The 21,474-nt window shown below is 71.1% G+C and carries 19 protein-coding genes; 14 read left to right on the top strand and 5 right to left on the bottom strand.

Annotated elements, in window-relative coordinates:
- Positions 1-388 precede the first annotated feature (388 nt).
- Entirely contained in the window at positions 389-1,168 is a 780-nt protein-coding gene (locus ACIQNG_RS18865) for an SDR family NAD(P)-dependent oxidoreductase (RefSeq protein WP_401486257.1), read from the bottom strand.
- Between the two features lie 132 nt (positions 1,169-1,300).
- Here ACIQNG_RS18865 and ACIQNG_RS18860 point away from each other — a divergent pair, with 132 nt between their 5' ends.
- The 9 genes from ACIQNG_RS18860 (at position 1,301) to ACIQNG_RS18820 (ending at position 11,218) form a co-directional block, all read left to right on the top strand.
- Positions 1,301-1,933 carry a bifunctional 4-hydroxy-2-oxoglutarate aldolase/2-dehydro-3-deoxy-phosphogluconate aldolase gene (locus ACIQNG_RS18860; RefSeq protein ID WP_401486255.1) on the top strand — a complete coding sequence of 211 codons (633 nt, stop codon included), beginning with the start codon at positions 1,301-1,303 and terminating at the stop codon, positions 1,931-1,933.
- Positions 1,930-2,874, top strand: coding sequence for a sugar kinase (locus tag ACIQNG_RS18855; RefSeq protein WP_401486253.1), 945 nt, complete (start codon positions 1,930-1,932; stop codon positions 2,872-2,874). Before ACIQNG_RS18860 ends, ACIQNG_RS18855 begins: the two co-directional genes overlap by 4 nt.
- Positions 2,871-3,758: an SMP-30/gluconolactonase/LRE family protein gene (locus tag ACIQNG_RS18850; RefSeq protein WP_401486251.1), complete on the top strand. Its 888-nt coding sequence runs from the start codon at positions 2,871-2,873 to the stop codon at positions 3,756-3,758. Before ACIQNG_RS18855 ends, ACIQNG_RS18850 begins: the two co-directional genes overlap by 4 nt.
- 191 nt (positions 3,759-3,949) lie before the next feature.
- Positions 3,950-5,251 carry an MFS transporter gene (locus tag ACIQNG_RS18845; RefSeq protein WP_401486249.1) on the top strand — a complete coding sequence of 434 codons (1,302 nt, stop codon included), beginning with the start codon at positions 3,950-3,952 and terminating at the stop codon, positions 5,249-5,251.
- Between the two features lie 66 nt (positions 5,252-5,317).
- Positions 5,318-6,493, top strand: coding sequence for a mandelate racemase/muconate lactonizing enzyme family protein (locus ACIQNG_RS18840; protein ID WP_401486247.1), 1,176 nt, complete (start codon positions 5,318-5,320; stop codon positions 6,491-6,493).
- 83 nt (positions 6,494-6,576) lie between these two features.
- Complete coding sequence (locus ACIQNG_RS18835) at positions 6,577-8,049, top strand: hypothetical protein (RefSeq protein ID WP_401486245.1); 1,473 nt, start codon at positions 6,577-6,579, stop codon at positions 8,047-8,049.
- A 72-nt stretch (positions 8,050-8,121) separates the two neighbouring features.
- Positions 8,122-9,441: an ABC transporter substrate-binding protein gene (locus ACIQNG_RS18830; protein WP_401425052.1), complete on the top strand. Its 1,320-nt coding sequence runs from the start codon at positions 8,122-8,124 to the stop codon at positions 9,439-9,441.
- Positions 9,442-9,449: 8 nt separating this feature from the next.
- The gene (locus ACIQNG_RS18825) at positions 9,450-10,400 is read left to right on the top strand and encodes a carbohydrate ABC transporter permease (RefSeq protein WP_401486243.1); all 951 of its coding nucleotides are present in this window, start codon (positions 9,450-9,452) and stop codon (positions 10,398-10,400) included.
- Positions 10,397-11,218 (top strand): carbohydrate ABC transporter permease, encoded by an 822-nt coding sequence (locus tag ACIQNG_RS18820; protein WP_401486241.1) that lies wholly within the window; start codon positions 10,397-10,399, stop codon positions 11,216-11,218. Before ACIQNG_RS18825 ends, ACIQNG_RS18820 begins: the two co-directional genes overlap by 4 nt.
- 1 nt (position 11,219) lies before the next feature.
- Here the strand turns inward: ACIQNG_RS18820 and ACIQNG_RS18815 are convergent, their stop codons facing one another.
- From ACIQNG_RS18815 to ACIQNG_RS18800, 4 genes are all read right to left on the bottom strand, one after another.
- Positions 11,220-12,023 carry a DUF817 domain-containing protein gene (locus tag ACIQNG_RS18815; protein WP_401486239.1) on the bottom strand — a complete coding sequence of 268 codons (804 nt, stop codon included), beginning with the start codon at positions 12,021-12,023 and terminating at the stop codon, positions 11,220-11,222.
- A 100-nt stretch (positions 12,024-12,123) separates the two neighbouring features.
- Positions 12,124-12,960: a ketose-bisphosphate aldolase gene (locus ACIQNG_RS18810; protein WP_401486237.1), complete on the bottom strand. Its 837-nt coding sequence runs from the start codon at positions 12,958-12,960 to the stop codon at positions 12,124-12,126.
- A gap of 51 nt (positions 12,961-13,011) precedes the next feature.
- Positions 13,012-13,962, bottom strand: a complete 951-nt coding sequence (locus ACIQNG_RS18805; protein WP_401486235.1) for an SIS domain-containing protein — start codon at positions 13,960-13,962, stop codon at positions 13,012-13,014.
- Between the two features lie 153 nt (positions 13,963-14,115).
- Positions 14,116-15,048, bottom strand: a complete 933-nt coding sequence (locus ACIQNG_RS18800) for a 1-phosphofructokinase family hexose kinase (RefSeq protein WP_401486232.1) — start codon at positions 15,046-15,048, stop codon at positions 14,116-14,118.
- A gap of 421 nt (positions 15,049-15,469) precedes the next feature.
- Here ACIQNG_RS18800 and ACIQNG_RS18795 point away from each other — a divergent pair, with 421 nt between their 5' ends.
- The 5 genes from ACIQNG_RS18795 (at position 15,470) to ACIQNG_RS18775 (ending at position 21,325) form a co-directional block, all read left to right on the top strand.
- A complete protein-coding gene (locus tag ACIQNG_RS18795) occupies positions 15,470-16,270 on the top strand; it encodes a DeoR/GlpR family DNA-binding transcription regulator (protein WP_401486231.1) in 801 nt (266 codons plus the stop codon).
- Between the two features lie 720 nt (positions 16,271-16,990).
- Positions 16,991-18,253: an extracellular solute-binding protein gene (locus ACIQNG_RS18790; RefSeq protein ID WP_401486229.1), complete on the top strand. Its 1,263-nt coding sequence runs from the start codon at positions 16,991-16,993 to the stop codon at positions 18,251-18,253.
- A 35-nt stretch (positions 18,254-18,288) separates the two neighbouring features.
- Positions 18,289-19,203, top strand: coding sequence for a carbohydrate ABC transporter permease (locus ACIQNG_RS18785; RefSeq protein WP_401425032.1), 915 nt, complete (start codon positions 18,289-18,291; stop codon positions 19,201-19,203).
- Positions 19,203-20,117, top strand: coding sequence for a carbohydrate ABC transporter permease (locus tag ACIQNG_RS18780; RefSeq protein ID WP_401425029.1), 915 nt, complete (start codon positions 19,203-19,205; stop codon positions 20,115-20,117). The genes ACIQNG_RS18785 and ACIQNG_RS18780 overlap by 1 nt, the downstream gene beginning before the upstream one ends.
- A 212-nt stretch (positions 20,118-20,329) precedes the next feature.
- Positions 20,330-21,325, top strand: coding sequence for an ROK family protein (locus tag ACIQNG_RS18775; RefSeq protein ID WP_401425027.1), 996 nt, complete (start codon positions 20,330-20,332; stop codon positions 21,323-21,325).
- Positions 21,326-21,474 lie beyond the last annotated feature (149 nt).

Here is a 21,474-nt window from a genome sequence, read left to right as displayed (position 1 = left end):
CGACGGGGTGGCCCCGCATGGGGGTGGCTCTCCACGAGGACGGCCCCCGCGGAGGTGGCCCCGCACGTGGAAGCCCCCGCCGCGGATGGCCCCGACCAGGGTGGCCCCGCCAGGGTCCCCACGGGCGGGGCCCTCAGGGGATGCCCCCCCCCGCGATGGTCGCCCCGTCAGGCCCTCCCCCTGCCGGTGTGGCCCACACGAGGATGGCCCACGCCAGGGTGGCCCCCACGGGCGTGGCCCCCATGAAGACGGCCCCACGGGCGTGCCTCCCCACGGGCGCGACCGCCAAGGGGTGGGCCCCACGGGGAGGCCCCCCACAGGCATGCCCCCCACCAGCGTGGCCCCCACCAGGACGGCGCGAACAGCCCCGGCGCCGCAGCCCCGGCGTTTACAGACCCGGCCCATGCAAGGGCGGTAGGCCCATTCGGCGGCGTGGGGTGTTTCGTAGGAGGCTTGCCGGGCTGACGACCGAGGCCCCCGCGTCCAGTACCAGTTCGCCTCCGGTCAGCAGCGCGGCGCCGGGGCCCGCCGCGTACGCGACGGCGTCGGCGATCTGTTCCGGCGCCCCCAGCAGGCGTAGCGGGTTGCTCTGGCGCAGACGTTCCAGGTCCTCCTCGCCGTCGAGCCGGGACTCCGTCGCGGGCGTGCGTACCCATCCGGGGGCGACGGTGACGAACGAGATGCCGTACTGCCCGTAGTCCACGGCCAGTTGACGGGTCAGCGCGGCGACGGCCCCCTTGGCCGCCGCGTAGGCGGGCAGCCCGGGCGCCGCCGTGCGATGCAGGACGGACCCCACGGTGACGACGGCGCCGGAGCCCGCGGCGATCATCGCGGGCAGGACCTCGCGCACGCACAGGTAGACCGAGCCGAGATTGGCCCGCAGGACCGTGTCCCACTCCTCGGTCGTGGTCCGGTGCAGCGGCTTGCCCTCGGTGACGCCCGCACAGGTGACCAGGACAGCCACCGCCCGCCCGGCGGGCGCCGCGGACCGTACCGCCGCGGCCACGTCGTCGGCGTCGGTCACATCCGCACGGCGGTAGGTCACCCCCGGCAGGCCGGGATCGGTGACATCCACCCCCACGACCCGGAAGCCGTCGGCCACGAACCGGGCCGCCACGGCCCGGCCGATACCCCCCGCGGCTCCGGTGATCAGGGCGGTACGGGTCATGTCTTCCCACCTCGCAGGTCGGCCACCCGGCAGCAGCCGCCCACGGGCGGACCGTTCCGGTGACGGGGTTGAAGTTCGACAGAGAAAGTATACGATCTACTAAATAACCTCAAGCAGGCCCGGGAGGCTTTCTTGCACCCCTCCGACCTCCTCTTCGCACTCACGACGCGACGCCTGGTCGCCATCGTGCGCGGCCAGGACGCGGACGCCGCCCTCGACACGGTGCTGACGCTGGTCCGCCGCGGCATCGATCTCGTCGAGGTCTCCCTCAGCGGGACCGACGCGCTCCGGGTCATCGAGAAGGCCCGCGCCGTCCTCGGTCCGGAGGCGCTCCTCGGCGCCGGTACGGTACTCACCGCGCGGGACGCCCGGCACGCGGCCGACGCGGGCGCCGCCTTCACCGTCACCCCCGGTGTCACCGAGGCGGTCGCCGAGTCGCGTGCCCTCGGACTGCCCGTCCTCGCCGGGGCGCTGACCCCCACCGAGGTGGCCTCGGCCGTCGCCCAGGGCGCCACGGCGGTGAAGCTGTTCCCCGTCGGCCCGGGGGCGGTGGAGTGGCTGCGCGCGCTGCGCGGCCCTTTCCCGCAGGTGCCGTTCGTGCCTGTCGGGGGCATCGACGCCCTCATGGCGCGTGCCGTCCTGGCCGCCGGGGCCCTCGCCGTGGGGGTCGGAAGCCCGCTGGTCGGAAACGCCGCCGACGGTGACCCCACAGGTCTGCACGACCGTATCGCGATGTTCCGTTCGCTCGGCGTGGCGGCGTCGTGATCGACGTACTGACCTTCGGTGAGGCCATGGTGTCACTGCGGACCGACCGGCCGATCCGCGCGGGCGACGCGCTGCGGATGTCCGTCGCGGGCGCGGAGGCCAATGTCGCCATCGGCCTGGCACGTCTCGGGCACCGGGTGCGCTGGACCGGCCTCACCGGTACCGACGGATTCGGCGACCTGATCCTGCGCACCCTCCGTGCCGAGGGGGTGGACATCAGCCATGCGGCCCGGGTCGGGGAACCCACCGGACTCGTCGTCTTCGAGGCGCGGACCGCCGATCTGACGAGAGTCTCCTACCATCGGTCGGGCTCGGCCGGCTCCCGCATCGGCCCCGCGCAGGTCGCGGCGGCGTGGGACCGACGGGTGCGGGTGGTGCACGTGACCGGCATCACCGCGGCGCTCGGCCCTGGTCCGCTCGGCGCGGTCCGCACGGCCGTGGAGTCGGCGTCGGCGGCCGGGGCGACGGTGTGCCTGGACGTCAACTACCGTGCGAAGCTCTGGTCCCGGGAGGCCGCGGCGGCCGTGCTGCGGCCCCTCGTGCCGAGCGTCGACATCCTGATCGCCTCGGACGACGAACTGCCCCTCGCGGCCCCCGCCGCGGCGGTCTCCGAGGCCGAACAGGTCGAGGCGCTCCTGGAACGCGGTGTGCGTGAGGTCGTCGTCAAACGCGGGGCGGACGGTGCCGAGGTGTTCGACGCGTCGGGTTCGACGGCACGGCCCGCGGTCCCGGTCACCGTCCGGGACACGGTGGGCGCCGGGGACGCCTTCGTCGCCGGCTACCTCTCGGGGCTGCTCGACGGGGCACCGGCCGGGAGCCGTCTGGAGCGGGCCGTGACCACGGGAGCCTTCGCCGTCGCGTCCGTGGGCGACTGGGAAGGGCTGCCCGCGCGCGAGGAACTCGACCTGCTGCGGGCCGCGCCCGGCAGCGCCATCCGGTGACCGCGCCGCGACCCCCGGTCGTCTGGCGGCCCTTGACGTCCGCCCGGCACCAACTGGCCGAAGGAGCCCGGTGGTGGGAGGGGGGACTCCTCTACGTCGATCTGCTCCGGGGCGACCTGTACCGCTGCCGCGGAGCGTCCGACGGCGTACCGGAGCCCCTTCTCGGCCTCGGGATGCCGCTCGGCGCGGTGACTCCGGTGGCCGGGTCCGGGACGGAGTGGGTGGTCGCGGCCGGTGACGGCATCGCGCTGTGCGCCACGGGCGGCCGGCCGCGCTGGCTGGCCCGCCCCGAGCGGCGGACCGGCCGGGCCATGCGGATGAACGACGGAGTCTGCGATCCCGCGGGCCGCTTCTGGGCGGGCAGCATGGAACGCGGCGCCGCGGCGGGCGCGGGCTCGCTGTACCGGGTCGACCCGGACGGCTCGGTGCACCGGGTGCTGGACGGACTGACCGTGCCCAACGGCCCCGCCTTCACCGCCGACGGAACCCGGATGTACCTCGCGGACAGCGCCCTCGGCACCATCACCCGCCACACCGTGGACCCCGTGACCGGCGCGCTGACCGGCTCGGAACCGTTCGCCGCGCCGGCGCCGCACGAAGGCCGCCCCGACGGGATGACCGTGGACGACGAGGGACATCTGTGGGTCGCCCTGTGGGGCGGCGGGCAGGTCCGCTGCTACAGCGCCGACGCCGACGTCCTGCGCACCCTGTCCGTCCCCACCCCGCATCCGAGCAGTGTCGCCTTCGGAGGCGGCTCGATGTTCGTGACGACGGCCCGGCACCGGCTCGAACGGCCCGGCCCGCTGGCGGGCGCCGTGCTGGTCGGCGCCACCCCCGTATCGGCCCCGCCCGCCCGCGCGTTCGGCCGCGTCCCGCCCGTGTAAGCCCCGGTGCGGGCCAGTACTCCCTACCGGGGAAACGCCCGGGAACACCCGGGAAATTCTCCCGTCACACCCCTGGAAGTTATTTCGTATATGGAATACCTTCACTCCGTCGAGCCCCACTGTCCGGATCGGATCTGATCCTGTGTCCGGATCCCGTGTCCGGATTCTGTCCCCAGGTGGTGTAGGTCCCCATGAGCACGTCCTCACTCGCGGAGAGCCAGGCACCGAGCCGGCCCCACCCCGCCAAGCTCCGCCGCACGATGGTCGCGAGCACCGTCGGCACCGTCATGGAGTGGTACGACTTCAACCTGTACGGCCTGGCGTCCGCGCTGGTCTTCGGCCCGCTGTTCTTCGGATCCTCCTCCACCGGAGCCACCCTCGCGTCCTTCGCCACCTTCGCCGTCGGCTTCGCCGCCCGCCCCGTCGGCGGCATGCTCCTCGGCCACCTCGGGGACCGGCTCGGACGCAAGCACGTCCTCCTGATCACCATGCTCGCGATGGGCGTGGCCACCGCCCTCGTCGGGCTGCTGCCGACCCACGCCTCCATCGGCGTCTGGGCCCCCGTCCTGCTCATCGTCCTGCGCATCGCCCAAGGCATCGCGGTCGGCGGCGAGTTCGCCGGTGCCACCCTGCTGACAGTCGAGAACGCGCCACCGGGAAGGCGCGGCCTGTACGGAGCGATTCCGGCCATGGGCACCGGGGCCGGATTCGTCCTCGCGAGCGCCGTCTTCGGCCTCGTCACCCTGCTGCCCGACGCGGCGTTCGAGTCCTGGGGCTGGCGCATCCCCTTCCTGCTCAGCGTCGGCCTCGTCGTCTTCGGCGTCTGGGCCCGCCGCGGCCTGGAGGAGACCCCCGTCTTCACCGAACTGGAGGAGCGGAACGAGAAGGTCCGGTTCCCCCTGCTGCACACCCTGCGCAGCCGGCCCGGCGCGGTCGTACGCACCCTGGGCATCACCGTCTCGGGCTTCGTCTGGGGCTACCTCGTCCAGGCGTTCGCGCTCTCCTACGCCACCTCCCACCCGGGCCTGTCGAAGACGACGATGCTGTGGGCCGTCGCCCTGGCCTCCACCCTGTCCATCGGCGCGATCCCGATGTGGGGCCTGCTGTCGGACCGCATCGGCCGCCGCACCACGGTCACCCTCGGCCTCCTGTGCACCGCCGCGTTCGTCTTCCCCTTCTTCGCCCTGCTGGAGACCCGCAGCACCCCCCTGATCCTGCTCGCCTTCGTCGTGGCGATCCCGATCTGCAAGGACATGGTGTTCGGCCCCCAGGCCGCCCTCGTGGCCGAGCAGTTCGACGCCGAGGTCCGCTTCAGCGGCGTCAGCACCGGCCGGGAGATCGGCGGGGCGCTCTTCGGCGGCACGGCCCCGTTCATCGGCACCGCCCTCCAGACGTCCACCGGCTCCATCGCCCCGGTCGCCCTCTACGTCATCGCCGCCTGCGCCCTGACCCTCGTCGCGGTCCTCTCCGGGCGCGAGACCGCCCACGACTGACCGGCACCAGCAGCGCGCCCGCACCGCCCACCGCCCTCGCGGCACCACCCCCTGGAGAACCACCTCATGCCCTCGCAGCCCCCGCGCATCGCCAAGGTCGAGGCCCTGGCCCTGTCAGCCAGCTTCGACGACCTGTACGACTCTCCGGAGCAGGTACCCGACTGGCTGCGCCACCCCGCCGCCAGCCACCGTGTCGCGCCGCGTCGCGGCCAGTACGCGACCCTGGTCAAAGTGCATGCCGAGGACGGTTCCACGGGCATCGGGGAGTGCTACGGACTGCCGTCGCCCGAGGTGACCGCGACCGTGGTCGCCACCGTGCTGGCGCCCCTGCTGATCGGCCAGGACGCCACCGCGAGCACCGCCGTGTGGGAACGGCTGTACCGGGGGCAGGCCGCCGGCGGGCACAACCGCGGCTTCTACCTGGAGGCACTGGCCGGGGTCGACCTCGCCCTGTGGGATCTGCGCGGCAAGCTCGCCGGCGTACCGGTCCACCGCCTGCTGGGCGGACCGGTCCGCGAACGCGTCGACTGCTACGCCAGCCCGGTCGCCCTGCACGCGGACCCCGCCGACTCCGCCCGGCAGGCCCGAGGCTTCGTGGACGACGGCTTCCGCGCGCTGAAGGTCAAGATCGGCCGGGGCGCACGTACCGACCGGGCCCACCTGACGGCCGTACGGGAGGCGGTCGGCGACGACATCGAGATCCTCACGGACGTCAACTGCGCCTACGACCTGGACGAGGCCACCCGGGTCGGCGCCGTCCTGCACGATCTCGGCATCTCCTGGTACGAGGAACCCCTCCAGGTGGACGACCTGGCCAACCTCGCCGAACTCCGCCGCAGGACCGGCCTCACCATCGTCAACGGCGAGACCCACTTCACCCGGTTCGACCTGCGGGACTCCCTCCAGCACCGGGCGATCGACGTCTTCATGCCGAACGTCGCCCGCTGCGGCGGCATCACCGAGGCCACCAAGCTCTCGGCGCTCGCCTCCGCCTTCCACGTCGACATCGCACCGCACGGTGTCGGCTCCGGCGTCAGCCTGTGCGCCGCACTGCAACTGTGCGCCGCCACCCCCAACCTGCGGACCTACGAGTACAACCGGCTGCCCAACCCGATCCGCGAACGGATCCTCCTCGACCCGCCCGAGTTCCGGGACGGCGCCCTGCTCGTCCCCCAAGGCCCCGGGCTCGGCGCCGAGATCGACGACGCCGTCGTCGACCGCTACACCGTCGCCCGCTTCTGACCCCTTCCCTCCGACTCCCTTCTTCCCTCGTCACCCCCTCTGAAGTTCCCTCCGTGTGCCCACGCCATCAAAGGAGATGCCCGATGTCCCGGAACAACTCAGCCGGACCGAACCGCAGGGCCGTCCTGCGGGGTGCCGCCCTCGCCGGCGCCACCACAGCCCTCTCCCCGCTGGTCAACCTCTCCGCCGCACAGGCGGCCACCTCCGGCAGCTATGTCATCCGCTACGACCAGCCCCGCCGGCAGACCATCCTCGGGCTCGGGTTCGAGATCCAGTCGGACTCCATCGGCTCCGACAACAACGGCCTTCCCGACACCGTCACCGGGGTGCCCTACGACCTGACGGCGAGCGAACGCACCCGGTTCTACGGGCAGATGCTCAAGGGAGGCCGCTCCGACCGCGGATTCCGCTACTGCCGGCTCGCGATGGGCCTGTACTACCGCGGCCTCGACTCCAGCCAGAAGCTGATGCGGGACCGCTACCCGGGACAGGCCGCACTCCTCGCCGACATGATCGGGCGGGCGGGCATCGAAGGGACCTCCGTCGAGTACTGGTCCCCGGCGCCCGGCTGGAAGTCGAACCACTCCTACATCGGCGGACAGCTGAAGTCGTTCGCCCCCGCCGACCTGGCCGCCCTGGGCGACGCGATGGTCGCCGACCTCGACCACCTGACCGGCCAGGGGATACCGGTCTCGATGTGGGGCCTCCAGAACGAGCCCCTGGAAGACACCCCGTACTCCTCCTGCACCTACTCCGCCCCGGAGTACCTCGCCGCGTTCAAGGCGGTCGCCTCCAGGGTCCGTGCCGCCTATCCGGACGTGATGATCACCGCCGACAGCCAGGACGGCTGGTCCGGCGCCATCGGAAAGTCCATCAAGCGAGACCCCGAGGCGCTGTCCTACGTCGACGCCTGGACGTACCACCGCATCGGCGCCGACAGCACGCAGCAGATGGACAGGGACTTCACCTCCGGAGCCATGGGCAAGCCGGTCTTCAACAACGAGTTCGAGTACCTCGTCGGCGGGACCTCCGACCGCAGGACCATCAACACCGCCCAGTCGATCATGAACTGGATGGTGTTCCAGGAAGCCCCCACCTGGTTCTGGCTGCATGCCCTCAAGCCCACCACGAACGCCGAGTCACCCGGCTACTCGCTCGGCTTCTGGCGTCCGCCGCACGACACCGACTTCTCCCGCTTCCCCGACATCCCCGTCGGCCACTGGGACTTCAATCCGCAGAACTGGAACGCGGTGGCGGGCTTCGTGACGTACATGCCCTGGGACTCGGTCAGGTACACGGTCGACGAGTCCACCCGCCTGGGGGACCAGCGGATCATGGCCTGGAAGACCCCCGCGGGCAAACCGGTCTTCGCCATCACCAACCGCTCCGCCACGGAGTCGTTCACCTACACCGTCGACACCCAGACCGCCGCCACGTTCGAGGGCCACCGCTACGGCCCCCGTACCACCGACCAGCGGCTGACGCCGAAGACCGGCCCGCGGCTCACCCTCACCGTCCCCCCGCTGTCGATCGAGTTCTGGGTCCGCACACCGTGACCGGCCGACGTCCGTCGCAGCCCCCTCCCCTGTGCCCGCCCGCCCCGCACCTCAGCTCAAGGAGACCGCACCATGGCACGACCCGGACGCCGACTGCTCCTCGCAGCGTCCCTGATCACCGTCTGCACGACCACCGCCTCCGCCTGCTCCGCCACCGGAAGCACCGGCTCGGCCGGTGACGGCAAGGGCACCATCGAGTTCTGGTCCATGCCGTACTGGATCGGCCAGGACGACAAGGTCGAGGAACTGGTGGACGAGTTCAACACCTCTCAGGACGAGGTGACCGTCAACCTCACCCAGCTCGAATGGAAGGACGGCCGGGACAAGATCAAGCAGGCGACGGCAGCCGGCCGGGGACCGGACGTCTGGCTGATGAACAACGGACTCGAACTGGACTACCTGAAGGCCGGCTCGCTGGCCCCCCTGGACAGCCTCGGCTACACCGAGGCCGACACGGACCGGTTCCTGGATCTCGCCGAGGTCAACGCGTACGAGGGCAAGCTCTACGGCGCACCGCTCTACTTCGACGTCGGCGTCATGGTCTACCGCACCGACATCCTCAAGCGGTACGGCTACGACAGACCGCCCCGGACCTGGGACGAGCTGAAGTCGACCGCCGACGCCATCACCACCCGGTCGGCCGCTGCGGGCGACCAGGTCAGCGGCTGGCAGTTCAAGGGCATGGACGACCACGTCAATGCCATCAACTCCACCTGGGAGAGCTTCCTGTGTCAGGCGGGCGGCAGCCTCACCTCGCCCGACTACACGAAGTCGACACAGAACTCCGACGCCGGCCGGACGGCGATGGAGTACATGAAGTCCTTCTACACCGACAAGATCTCTCCGGTCGGCACCAGCGCGCTGAACGGGTTCATCGACGGCAAGGTGGCGATGTTCCCCTTCTTCCAGTCGGTGATCGCCAACGTCGAGGCCGGCGGCGACAAGACCAAGGGCAAGTGGGCCGTCGCCCCGATGCCCGAGGGGCCCGTCAGCGGCTGCTCCATGGTCGGCGGCCACAGCCTCGTGGCCGGCGCGCGCAGCGACGACCTGAAGGCGGCCGGCACCTTCATGAAGTGGCTGGCCTCACCCGAACGCAGCGCCCAGTACATGGACTTCCAGGCGATCTTCCCGTACAAGCCCACCGCGGTCGATCCCGCCGTCAAGGCCGTCTACGACCGGCAGGTCGACAGCGCCCCCCACTGGAAGGCCATCCTTGAGCAGCTCAGCCGGAACACCCCCGACCTGGTGCTCCAGGACCGGCACGGCTGGGCCACCCGCTGGGAGGCCCAGAAGGCGTCCGTGGTCGCCGGCGTCAGCGGCCAGACCTCGGTCGACGCGGCCCTCACCTCGATCGACGACCAGGTCGGCCAGGCCCTGAGCGCGGAGAAGTAGCAGCCCTCATGCACACCTCGACCGAGCTTCCTCCGAAGCTCCCTACGGACCACGAGGGCGGCACCCACGCCCGCCCTCGTGGCACCGGGCGCGTCCGGCGGCGCAGGCCGACCGGCGCGCTCGCCGGGTGGCTGTCCGTCGCCCCCGCCCTGCTGATCATCGTCGGCTTCACGTTCTACCCCATGGTGCAGTCGATGCTGCTGAGCACCGACCGGTGGAACCTGCTGGGTCCCAGACAGTTCGTCGGCGCCGACAACTACACCACCCTCCTCGCGCCCGGCACCTTCCGGGAGAGCCTGTTCACCACCCTGGTCTTCACGGCCCTCACCCTCACCGGCACCTACGTCCTGGCCCTGGCCACCGCCCTCGCCGCCAACCGCGAACTGGCTTCGGCCCGCATCGTACGCACCCTCACGGTCCTGCCCGCCGTCATCCCGATGGTGGTGGCCGGCCTGATCTGGAAATGGCTGTACGAACCGGACCACGGACTGATCAACAACCTCATCGCCCTCGTCGGCGTGGACGGTGCGCGCTGGCTGTTCGACACGGACCTCGCCCTGCCCGCCGTGGCACTGGTCAGCATCTGGAAGGACTTCGGGATCTACGCCCTGATCCTCCTCGGCGGCCTCCAGCGCATCCCCGCGGAGCTGTACGAGGCCGCGACGATCGACCGGGCCGGACCCTGGCGGCAGTTCCGCTCCATCACCCTGCCCATGCTCCGGCCCGCGGGCGCCGCGGTGTTCCTGCTGCTCGTCTTCAACTCCTTCAAGGTCTTCGACCAGGTGTGGGTGATGACCGAGGGCGGACCCGGGACCGCGACGCTCACCGTGGTGACCTTCATCTACACCAAGCTGCTGACCGACGTCGGAGTGGCCTCCGCGGCCTCGGTGGTGCTGTTTGTGATCCTCCTGGCCATCACGCTGATCCGGCTGCGCCTGACCTCCCGGGAGGAGTCATGAGACACCCCACCGGCACCCTCGCGCGAGCGCTGTGGCTCGCACTGGTCGGGGTGTTCGCCGCACTGCCCGTGCTGTGGATGGTGCTGACCTCGCTCCAGCCCATGGAGGACCTCCTCGGCACCGACGCCCGCCTGATACCCGCGTCCGTCTCCCTGGACGCCTACCGCGAGGTGCTGTCCCGCTTCCCCTACTGGCGGTGGTTCCTCAACTCCGTGCTCGTCTCGGGCGCGGTCGTCGCGGGAAACCTCGTGTTCGACACCCTGGCCGCCTACGGACTCAGCCGCATCAGGTTCCGGGGCCGCCAAGCCGTCCTCACCCTCATCCTCGCCACCTTGATGATCCCGACCCAGGTGATCCTCGTCCCGCTCTACCTCCTGATGCGCGACCTCGGCTGGATCGACACCTACTGGGCCCTGGTCGTCCCGTTCCTCGCCAGCCCGACCGGCATCTTCCTGCTGCGCCAGCACTTCGTCACCCTGCCCCTCCAACTGGACGAGGCGGCGGCCATGGACGGAGCGGGCCGGATGCGCACCCTGGTCAGTGTGCTGCTGCCGAGTTCCTGGGCGGCCCTCGGCACGGTGGCGGTGCTCAAGTTCATGTGGACCTGGGGCGAGTTCGCCTGGCCGAGCCTGGTCACCAACGGCGAACTGCTGCGCACCCTCCCGGTGGGGCTGGCCCGCTTCCAGAACCAGTTCGCCCCCCGCTGGGATCTCCTCATGGCCGGCTCCGTGATGGCGGCCGTCCCCGTCGTCCTCTGCTTCGTGCTGCTGCAACGCTTCTTCGTCCGCGGGCTGACCGGCGGCGCGGTGAAGGAGTGAGTCACCCCGGCCGGGCGGCCCGGCCAAGACCGGGTCTCCCGCGCCGGGGTCCCTCGCAGATGGCGAAGGTGACACTGATCAGCAGGGCCCAGGAGACCCACTTGGACAGGGCGACCGGTTCCCAGGCGCCCAGCTGGTGCGGATAGCTCCACGCGCCGAAGTAGGTGGCCAGGTTCTCGGCCAGCCAGAGGAAGAAGCCGATCAGGATGAAGGAGAGGGCGAGCGGCATCCGGTGCCGGCGGTCCCCGACGCTGTAGTACACCCAGGTCCCGGCGGTCGCCAGGACGAGGAGGGCGCCCAGGACCCAGCGGACGTCGGGCAGCCAGTGCTGGCTGAGGAAGTTGACGTAGAGACAGGCGGCCAGCACGCCGACGGTACGGGTGCGGTAGCCGGTCAGGGTCAGTCCCATCAGCCGTCCGGACCGGCAGACGTAGCTGCCGACGGCCGCGTACATGAAGCCTCCGAACAGGGGCACGTCGGCGATCCTGGCCACCCCCGGTTCGGGGTAGGTCCAGGACCCCATGTGCACCTTCACGATCTCGAAGGCGAGCCCCAGCACATGGCAGACCGCCACCACGGCCACCTCCCGCCGGGTCTCCCAGCCCAGCGCGTAGCCGATCGCGGTGAGGAGGATCCCGTAGCCGAGCAGCAGGTCGTAGCGGGCCACGGGGAGCGGGGGGAGGAATTCCGACCCGGCCATCCCGGCGAGCAGCGCCACCGCGAAGGCACAGCAACGCGCCTGCACCAGCCCGAACCGCAGCACCTGTCCGCCGGCGGTCACCCATCGCCTTGAGCGTCTTCCCATGCCCCGTAGATGAGTGCCGGCGCTCGCGGAGTTGCCTTCCGCGCCCTGGTGTGCGGCAGAACACAGGGCGCGACCCGGCCGGCGGGCGTGGCCGGGTGGGTCAGGCAGCCGCGAGGACACCCAGCAGCCGGGCCACTTCGGCCGCCACCGCGTCCCGTGCCGGGCCCAGGTACTTGCGCGGGTCGGCGACCCCGGGATCCTTCCGCAGACAGTCGCGCACGGTGCCGGTGAAGAGCTTGTTGAGGTGGGTGGAGATGTTGACCTTCGTCATTCCGGCCGCGACGGCCTTGGCCAGGTCCGTGTCGTCGACCCCCGAGGAACCGTGCAGGACCAGGGGCACGTCGAGCGAGGCCCGCAGCCGGGCTATGAGGTCGAGATCGAGCACGGCGTCCCGGGTGAGCATGGCGTGGGAACTGCCCACGGCGACGGCCAGGGCGTCGACGGCCGTCGCCGCGGCGAACGCGCCCGCTTCGTCGGGGTCGGTGCGCACCCCCGGGGCGTGCGCACCGTCCTTGCCGCCGACCTCACCCAGTTCGGCCTCGACCCAGACGTCGGCCCGGTGGCAGTACGCCGTGATGTCCCGGGTGGCGGCCACGTTGGCGGCGTAGGGCAGCTTCGACGCGTCGAACATGACGGAGGTGAAGCCGATCTCCACGGCCTCGCGGACGAGCCCGACGGACTCGGCGTGGTCGAGGTGGACCGCCACCGGGACCCGGGCCGCCCGGGCGAGGGCGAGGGAGGCGAGCCCGATCGGGGCGAGCGCACCGTGATAGCGAGCCGTGTTCTCGCTGATCTGGAGGATGACGGGCAGGCCCGCCTGCTCGGCGCCGGCGACGATGGCCTCGGCGTGTTCGATCTGTACGACGTTGAACGCCCCGACGCCGCGGACGGCCGCGTAGGCGGGGTCGATGATGTGGTCGGTGGACGTCAGAGGCATGAGGGGTTCTCCACGGAGGCGGTCAGAGCACCGGTCGGGGACGTCGGGCGGCTACGCGGGGGTGGGGCCGAGGATCACGGAGCGGGTGAGGTTGCGGGGGCGGTCGGGGTCGTAGCCGCGGGCCTCGGCGACCTGGACGGCCAACCGCTGGGCGACGATCAGGTCGGCCAGCGGGTCGAGGCCGCCGGGCGCCTCCGCCGACGCCGAGCGCAGGAGGCCGCCGACGCGGGCGATGTCCTCGGCGAGGCCCTGCGGGGCGGGGCCGAACAGCCAGACGACCCGGCCGGGTCCGGTGATGCTGATGGGGCCGTGGCGATACTCCAGCGCCGGGTACGCCTCGGTCCACGCTCCGGCGGCCTCGCGCATCTTCAGCCCGGCTTCGAGGGCGAGGCCGTAGGTCCAGCCCGTGCCGAGGAAGGTGAACTGCTCGGCGCCGCTCACGTCGGGGTCCAGGGCGACGCCGACCGCGCGCCGGGCGTCCTGGACGGCCTGGGCGAGCGGACGTACGCCGCTCGGCAGGGCGCCTTCCGCCTCCAGGTGCGCGCGCAGCAGGACCAGCGCGGTGGTGGCGAACCGGGTCTGCACCACCGACTCCTCGTCGGCGTAGTCGAGTACGACGACCTGGTCGGCGGCCGTCATGACGGGCGTGGCCGGGTCGGCCGTGACGGCGGTGGTGGCGACGGTGCCCTTGACCTTGTGCAGCAGGTCCAGGACTTCGGTGGTGGTGCCGGAGCGGGTGATGGCCACGATCCGGTCGTAGGCGCGCCCGCCGGGGAACTCGGAGGCCGCGAACGCGTCCGTCTCACCGTGGCCGCCGCTTTCACGCAACTGGGCGTAGGCATGGGCCATGAACCAGGAGGTGCCGCAGCCGACGACGGCGACACGCTCCCCTCGGCGGGGCAGCGCGTCGGCGCGGGAGCCGGCGGAGCGGGCGGCCCGCTCCCAGGTCTCGGGCTGCGAGTTGATTTCGAGCGAGGTGCGGGAAGTGTCGAGGGTGCTCACGTGGGTTCCTTGCGCTCGGGGTGGCCGGGGAGGGTGTCCGCCGTGCCGCAGCATGCTGTTTCATGAACATCTTCGGTGTCAATTGCTGCTCGTAAAGCGGATGTTACGAGCATTAATGAACATCTCAGGGGGAGGGAGAGGGGAGGGGCGGGGTCAGTTCGGGTGGGTCGGATCGGCTTTCTCCACATGCACCTTCGGGAGGAGGCGTCGGTGGACGGCCGCGTCGACCTCGCCGGCGACCGGGCAGGGGACCGCCGCCGCCGACAGGGCCACCGCCGTGCGCAGGATGTCCGGCCAGGCGAGACCGGCCTCCAGCCCGGACGCGAGGGCCGCGACGCAGGCATCGCCGGCGCCCGTGGGATTCCCGGCGAGTTGTTCGGGGGGTACGGCCCGCCAGGCGCCGTCGGGCGTGACCGCGTACAGACCGTCGGGGCCGGCCGAGGCGACGACCGCCCGGGCGCCCTCGTCGCGCAGCGCGTCGGCCGCCTGTCCGAGGTCGGCGCGGCCCGTGGCCGCCGTGATCTCGGCGGCGTTGGGCTTGATCACGTCGGGTCGGGCCTGGAGGGCGTGGAGGAGGGCGGGGCCGCTGGTGTCGAGGACCGTGAGCGCTCCGGCCGCCGTGGCCGTGCGGATCAGTTGCGCGTAGGCGTCCGGGGGCAGGCCGGGCGGGGTGCTGCCGCTCAGCACGACCACCCGCACCCCGGCCAGCAGTGCGGCGTAGTGCCGGGTGAACCGGTCCCACTCGGCGGGGGAGACGGACGGACCCCGCCCGTTGAAGACGGTGGCGTCGCCGTCGGCGCGGGAGACGACGGCGAGGGTCCGCCGGGAGTCGCCCGCCACGTCGAGGAACGCGTCCAGGATGCCCTCGGTGCGCAGTCCGTGCCGGATCAGGCCGCCGGTGGCGCCGCCCACGAGGCCGGTGGCCACGGGGGAGTGCCCGAGGAAGGTGAGCGCGCGGGCGACATTGATCCCCTTGCCGCCCGCGCGTTCGTGGACGCTGTCGACCCGGTGGGAGGCGTGGGGCCGCAGCCGGTCGACGCCCCAGGTGACGTCGAGGGCGGCGTTGAGGGTGACGGTGAGCATCATGGGGTGGCTGGCTGCTCCTTCTCGCCGGGCGCTGTCGGGGTGTCGCGCTGCCCGCGACTGCCTGGCGCCGGGATCTCTGGGGGCCGCAGTCGGTGAACATCGCAGTTCTGACCATCTCGATGCGCGAATATGCGTGATACGTGCCAGATCTGAGCGGTTTCACTCAAGACTGATGAGCGGAGTATCTGATGGAAGGACGGTCAAAGTCCAGAGATTCCGCGCGCGGACCTGCCATGGCGTGCGCACATCTCCCCTCCCGCGCCCTGCGCGAAGGCTCCGCGTTACGATCAACTTCGCGCATGCCGGTCGGTGATCAGTGACTCGGTGTTTCAGGGTTCGGTGATCGGTGGCCGGCTCCTCCCGTGGTCCCGGCCCCGGTGCGCGGCATTCGACAGTCCAGAGCACGGAGGGGATGCGGCGCATGTCCAAGCAGGAGCGGTGGAGCAGGCTGCTGGAGCTGCTCGCGGTCGACGGCAGGCTGGACGTCGAGGAGGCGGCCGTCTCGGTGGCGGTGTCACAGGCGACCATCCGGCGCGACCTCGACGAACTGGCCGAACAGAAGCTGCTCGTCCGCACGCGCGGAGGGGCGATCGCGCACGGCGTGTCCTACGAGCTTCCGTTGCGCTACAAATCCTCGCGCCGGGTCTCCGAGAAGCGGCGCATCGCGAGCGCGGTGGCGGAGTTGGTGGGCGAGGGGGATGTCGTCGGGCTCAACGGGGGCACCACCACCACGGAGGTGGCCCGGGCCCTCGTCCTGCGGACGGGCGGGGGCGTGTTCGAGCGGGCCGAGAACTTCTCCGGGCCGTTGTACACGGTCGTCACCAACGCCTTGAACATCGCGAGCGAGCTTGCGGTCCGCCCCCAGTTCAAGATCGTGGTGACCGGCGGTGTGGCCCGTACGCAGACCTACGAACTGGTGGGCCCGCTGGCCGAAGGGGTCCTGAACCAGGTGGTGCTCGATGTCGCCGTGCTCGGTGTCGACGGAGTGGACCCGCAGCTCGGCGTGATGACACACCACGAGGACGAGGCCGGTATCAGCCGGCTCTTCGCGGAGCGCGCCCGGAAGGTCATCCTGGTCACGGACTCCTCCAAGATCGGCAAGAGCGCCTTCGCGAGGATCTGCGGCCTGGACCGGGTCGACGTACTGGTCACCGACTCCGACCTCGGTGCCGACGCGGCGGCGCGGTTCACCGACGCGGGCATCGAGGTCATCAGCGTCTGACACCCCGCCACGCCTCGGCCGCCACGGAGGCGTGACACATCCCTTCGCGTGGCCGTCGGCCCGCACGCCACCGGCGCCCCGGTCGACGGCCCGGGTCTCACAGCGCCCGGTCGACGGCCCGGGTCTCACAGCGCCCGGTCGACGGCCCGGGTCTCACAGCGCCCCGGCGACGGCCGGGTCGACCGTCGCCGCCCTTACGTGACGCGCGCGTCCTCGGACGCCTCCCGGGTGCTCCCTGCCCCGCGTGGCGAGGCGCCGCCGCACCCGCGCCTTCATGGACACCGCCGCACCCGCGCCTTCACGGACACCGCCGCGCCCCCGCCCCCGGCAACACCTCACCCCCATGCTCCGAGGGGGTGGCCGAACCTCCGTCACCGGTGTCGCCGAGGGGTGGCTGAACCTCCGTCACCGTGCCGCCAAGAGGCGGTCAGGGCGCACGAATTGGTTCGCGCCGTGGTGGACCCCGGTTGCGGTCCTGACCTGCGCGATGTCTCGCTCCTGCCGGTGCTGATGCATGACTGGTTGGCATCTTTTACCTAACAGACATGGTTGAAAACCCCCTCCTCGTGTTTACTTTGCCCACAGCGGATGCTCGTTTGTGAGCGAAACTCGGCTAGATCATGCAGGTGTGTGCATGGGTGCGGGGCCGAATCCGCTGCATTTCCCAGACCCCACTGAGCCGTGTCAGCCGACCGGCCAGGAGACAAGGCGGTACTGACGATGAACAAGCGGTTGTTGGTGGCGGCCTGTGCCTTCACCATCGGGGCCCTCACCCTCTCGGCCTGCGGCGGCGACGGCGGCGGTGCGTCGAGTGACACGGTGACGCTGAAGCTGGTGGCCGCGGACTACGGCGACAAGGCGTCCAACAGCTCCAACGCCTACTGGAAGGACGTCGCGCAGCGCTTCACCGCCGCGCATCCGAAGATCAAGGTCGACGTCCAGGTGATCAACTGGAACGACATCGACGCCCAGGTCAAGACGATGATCCAGAGCGGAAACGTCCCGGACGTCCTCCAGACGGGCGGCTACGCGGACAAGGTCGCCGACGACCTGCTCTACAAGGCGGACGAGGTGCTGTCGGTCAAGACACAGGCCAACCTGATCGACAGTTTCGCCAAGGCCGGTCAGGTCGACGGCACGCAGTACGGCATACCGTTCGTCTCCTCGGCCCGGGCCTTCTTCTACAACAAGGAGGTCTTCGCCAAGGCCGGCATCAGCGAACCGCCGAAGACCTGGGACGACATCAAGGCAGCCGCCGAGAAGATCAAGGCGAAGGTGCCGGGCGTGACCCCCTACGCGCTGCCCCTCGGCCCCGAGGAGACCCAGGGCGAGTCACTGATCTGGGAACTCGGCAACGGCGGTGGCTTCACCGACTCCGGGGGCAAGTACACCCTGAACAGCCCGGCCAACATCGAGACGTTCTCCTGGCTGAAGGAGAACCTCGTCGAGCCCGGCCTGACCTACGCCAACCCCGCGACGACGGACCGCAAGACCGCCTTCGCGGACTTCGCCGCCGGTAAGACCGCGATGCTCAACGGCCACCCCTCCCTGATCCAGATGTCCAAGGAGGGCAAGGTCGACTACGGCGTCGCGCCCATCCCCGGGAAGAAGGGCGCGCTCCGGTCCACGCTGGGCGTCGCCGACTGGATGATGGCCTTCAAGGACGGCGGCCACAAGGACGAGGTCCGTGCCTTCCTCGACTTCGCGTACTCGAAGGAGAACACGCTGAAGTTCGACGAGACGTACAACCTGATGCCGGTCACCGAGGACACCCTCCAGGAGATGACCGGCAACGGTAAGCACAAGGACCTCGAACCGTTCTTCGAGCTGCTGCCGAACGCGGTCTTCTACCCGCTGGGGGACACCACCTGGGACGCCGTCTCCGCCGAGATCAAGAAGAGCGGCGGCACGGCCGTGAAGGATCCCACCAAGGTGCTGGGCCAGTTGCAGAAGAACGCCGAGGACACCGTCTCCGACCAGTAGGCCGCGCGTCCCGCCCTGTCACGGAAGGCACCTTCGTGTCCACCACTTCATCCACCGCGCGCCCCGGCCGCAAGCGCCGGGGCGGCCTGGCCCGGCTGGGGCCGCTGCCCTGGATCGGGCCGGCGGTCCTGCTCATCGTCCTGGTCGTGCTCTGGCCGGTCTACGAGATGGTCCGCACCTCGTTCCTCAAGATCAGCAGCAGCGGATTCGTCCGCGGCTCGGCCGGATTCGACAAGTACCGGCAACTGTTCGAGGAACCGTCGCTGCCCTCGGTCGTCCTCGCGACCGTGGTGTGGACCCTGGTCGTCGTGGGCACCACCATGGTGCTCTCGCTGGCGCTGGCCCAGCTCTTCAACCAGAAGTTCCCGGGCCGTCGCGTCACCCGCTGGGCGCTCATCGCCCCCTGGGCCGCGTCGGTGGTGATGACCGCCATCGGCTTCAAATGGATGCTCAACCAGACCGCCGGCGTCCTGAACACCCTCATGACCGACCTCGGTCTCATCGACGGCCCCAAGGACTGGCTGGGCGACCCCGCCACGGCCTGGCCCTGGATGATGTTCGTCGCCGTCTTCGTCTCCCTGCCGTTCACCACCTACACCCTGCTCGCCGGACTGCAGACCATCCCCGGCGAGGTCTACGAGGCGGCGAGGGTCGACGGCACCAACAACTGGCAGACGTATCTGCGCATCACCCTCCCGCTGCTGCGGCCGGCGTTCCTCGTCGGCGTCGTCATCAACCTGATCAATGTCTTCAACTCCTTCCCCATCATCTGGAGCATGACCCGCGGCGGCCCGGACAGCGACACCGCCACCACCACCGTGTTCATGTACCAGCTCAAGAACTCCGACATCGGCCAGTCCGCGGCCATGTCCGTCGTGAACTTCGCCCTCGTCGTGGTCATGGTCGTCGTCTTCCTCAAGGCCAGCCGCTGGAACCAGGAGGAGAGCTGATGGCCCCGCCCACCCTCACCCCCGCGAAGAGCGCGCGGCCCGTCCACGTCTCCCGCTCCGCCACCGGCGCCCGGCACCGCACCGCACGGCCCCCGCGCACGCTGCGTCCGCGCACCCTGCTGGTCACCGCCGTCGCCTGGCTGCTCGCGGCCGTGTTCCTGCTGCCGTACGCGGAGATGGTGGTCACGGCACTGCGGCCGGCCCATGAACTGCGCGACGCCACCTATCTGCCGTCCGAGTTCGAGTGGGCCAACTTCGTCGACGTGTGGCGCGAGTCCCACCTCGCGGACAACCTCCAGGTCACCCTGCTGGTCGCCGCGGGATCCACCCTGCTCGTCCTGCTGGTCGCCATCCCCGCCGCGTACTACACCGCGCGGATGAAGTTCCGGGGCCGCAAGCTCTTCCTGCTGCTGGTCCTCATCACCCAGATGTTCCAGCCGACCTCACTGCTCGTCGGTCTCTACCGCGAGTTCTACCAACTGGGCATGCTCAACTCGGTATGGACGCTGATCCTGTGCAACGCGGCCTTCAACCTGGCCTTCGCGATCTGGATCCTCACCGCGTACTTCGCCTCCATCCCGGAATCCCTCGAAGAGGCGGCCATGATCGACGGCCTGGGCCGGGGAGGGGCACTGCTGCGGATCACCCTGCCGCTCGCCATGCCCGGCGTCGTCACCGCGATGATCTTCACCTTCATCGCCGCGTGGAACGAGTTCGTCATGGGTCTGACGCTCTCCACCATTCCGGAGAGCCAGCCCCTGACGGTCGGCATCAGCAGCTTCATCGGCAACTACACCGTCCAGTGGAACTACCTGTTCGCCGGCTCCATCATCGCGATCGTGCCCGTCGTCATCCTCTTCGCCCTGATCGAGCGGAAGGTCGTCTCCGGTCTCACCGCCGGATCCGTCAAGTAACCCCGAACGCCCGCCCCTTGCGATCGCCCCTCCCGGACGCAAGGGGTGGGTCCCCTCCCCGGCCACCGGCTGACCCCGGCCCACCCGGCGGCATCAGAGACGAGGACCCACGTGCCGCGACACCGCCATGCCCCCGCCGCCCTCGGCGCGCCCACCGCTCCCGCGGCGCGGGAACGGGCGCCGAGGACAGCCGACGGCTGAGGCAGACCACGATGAACACCACCGTACGCAGGGAGTCCGGGCCGCCCACGGCACCGGCCCTCCCCAGGGAACGAACCACCCGCCTCCGGCGCCCGGACCACGGAACCGTCATCGCGCTGGAGGCGGGCGGCACCTACATCAGGGGCTGCGCCCTGGGCCCCGACGGGGTCCTGCGGGAACGGGAACGCTGGTTCACCCGCCCCGAACGCGGCCCGGACGCCGTGCTGGAGAGCATCCTCGCGTATGCCGCCACCCTGGCCGAGCGGTGCCGTCCGGCCGCGGCGGGCATCGTCCTCCCCGGCACCCTCGACGACACCTCGGGCCGGGCGGTGCGCACCACCGCTCTGGGCTGGCACGGGGTACCGGTCCGGGACTGGTTCGCCGAGCACCTGGACCTGCCCGTGGCCGTGGGCCACGACGGGTGCGCCGGGGCGCTCGCCGAGGCCCGTGCCGGAGCCGGCCGGGACAGCCGCAGCTTCCTGTTCGTCTCGGTGGGTGACGGCATCAGCGCCTCCCTCGTCCTCGACGGCCGGGCCGCCTCCGGTGCTCGCGGGGCGCGGGACCTCGGCCACTGTGTGGTCCGGCCGGGGGGCGACCTGTGCCACTGCGGCAGTCGCGGTTGCCTGGAGACGGTGGCGTCGGCCACCGCCGTCGCCCGCCGCTACTCCCGGGCCACCGGATGGCGCGGGATCAGCGCCCGCGAGGTCTACCACCGGGCCGACGCGGGGGATCTCGCCGCCCTCGCGGCCTGCGAGGCGGCCATGGACGCGCTCGCCGACGTACTGGCGACGGCTGTCGCCCGGTACGCGCCCCAGCGGGTGGTCATCGGGGGTGAATTGGCCGAGGTGGGTCAGGACCGTCTCCTGCCGCTGCGGGAGGTGCTCGTCGGCCGACTCGTCTTCGACGGTGTGCCCGAGTTCCGGCTCGCGCGGTTCGGGGAGTCGGTCGGCTGCATGGGCGCGGCACTCCTGGCCAGGGACCTGCACGATGCGCGCACGGCCCGGTAGCTCCGGTGGCGTTCGCCGCTGCCCCGCGGGGGCCCAGGTCGACCGGTCCGCCGGTCCGGGCCCGCCCGGGTGTGGCTCACGGACGCCCCGGGGGCCGTGAGGCCGTCATGTGCGCCTCGGACGGCGGGCGTTGCCGTGTCGTCGCCGTC

The sequence above is a fragment of the Streptomyces sp. NPDC091377 genome (genome assembly GCF_044757045.1).
Taxonomy (GTDB): Bacteria; Actinomycetota; Actinomycetes; order Streptomycetales; family Streptomycetaceae; genus Streptomyces.
This window is presented reverse-complemented; position numbering and strand designations above follow the sequence as displayed.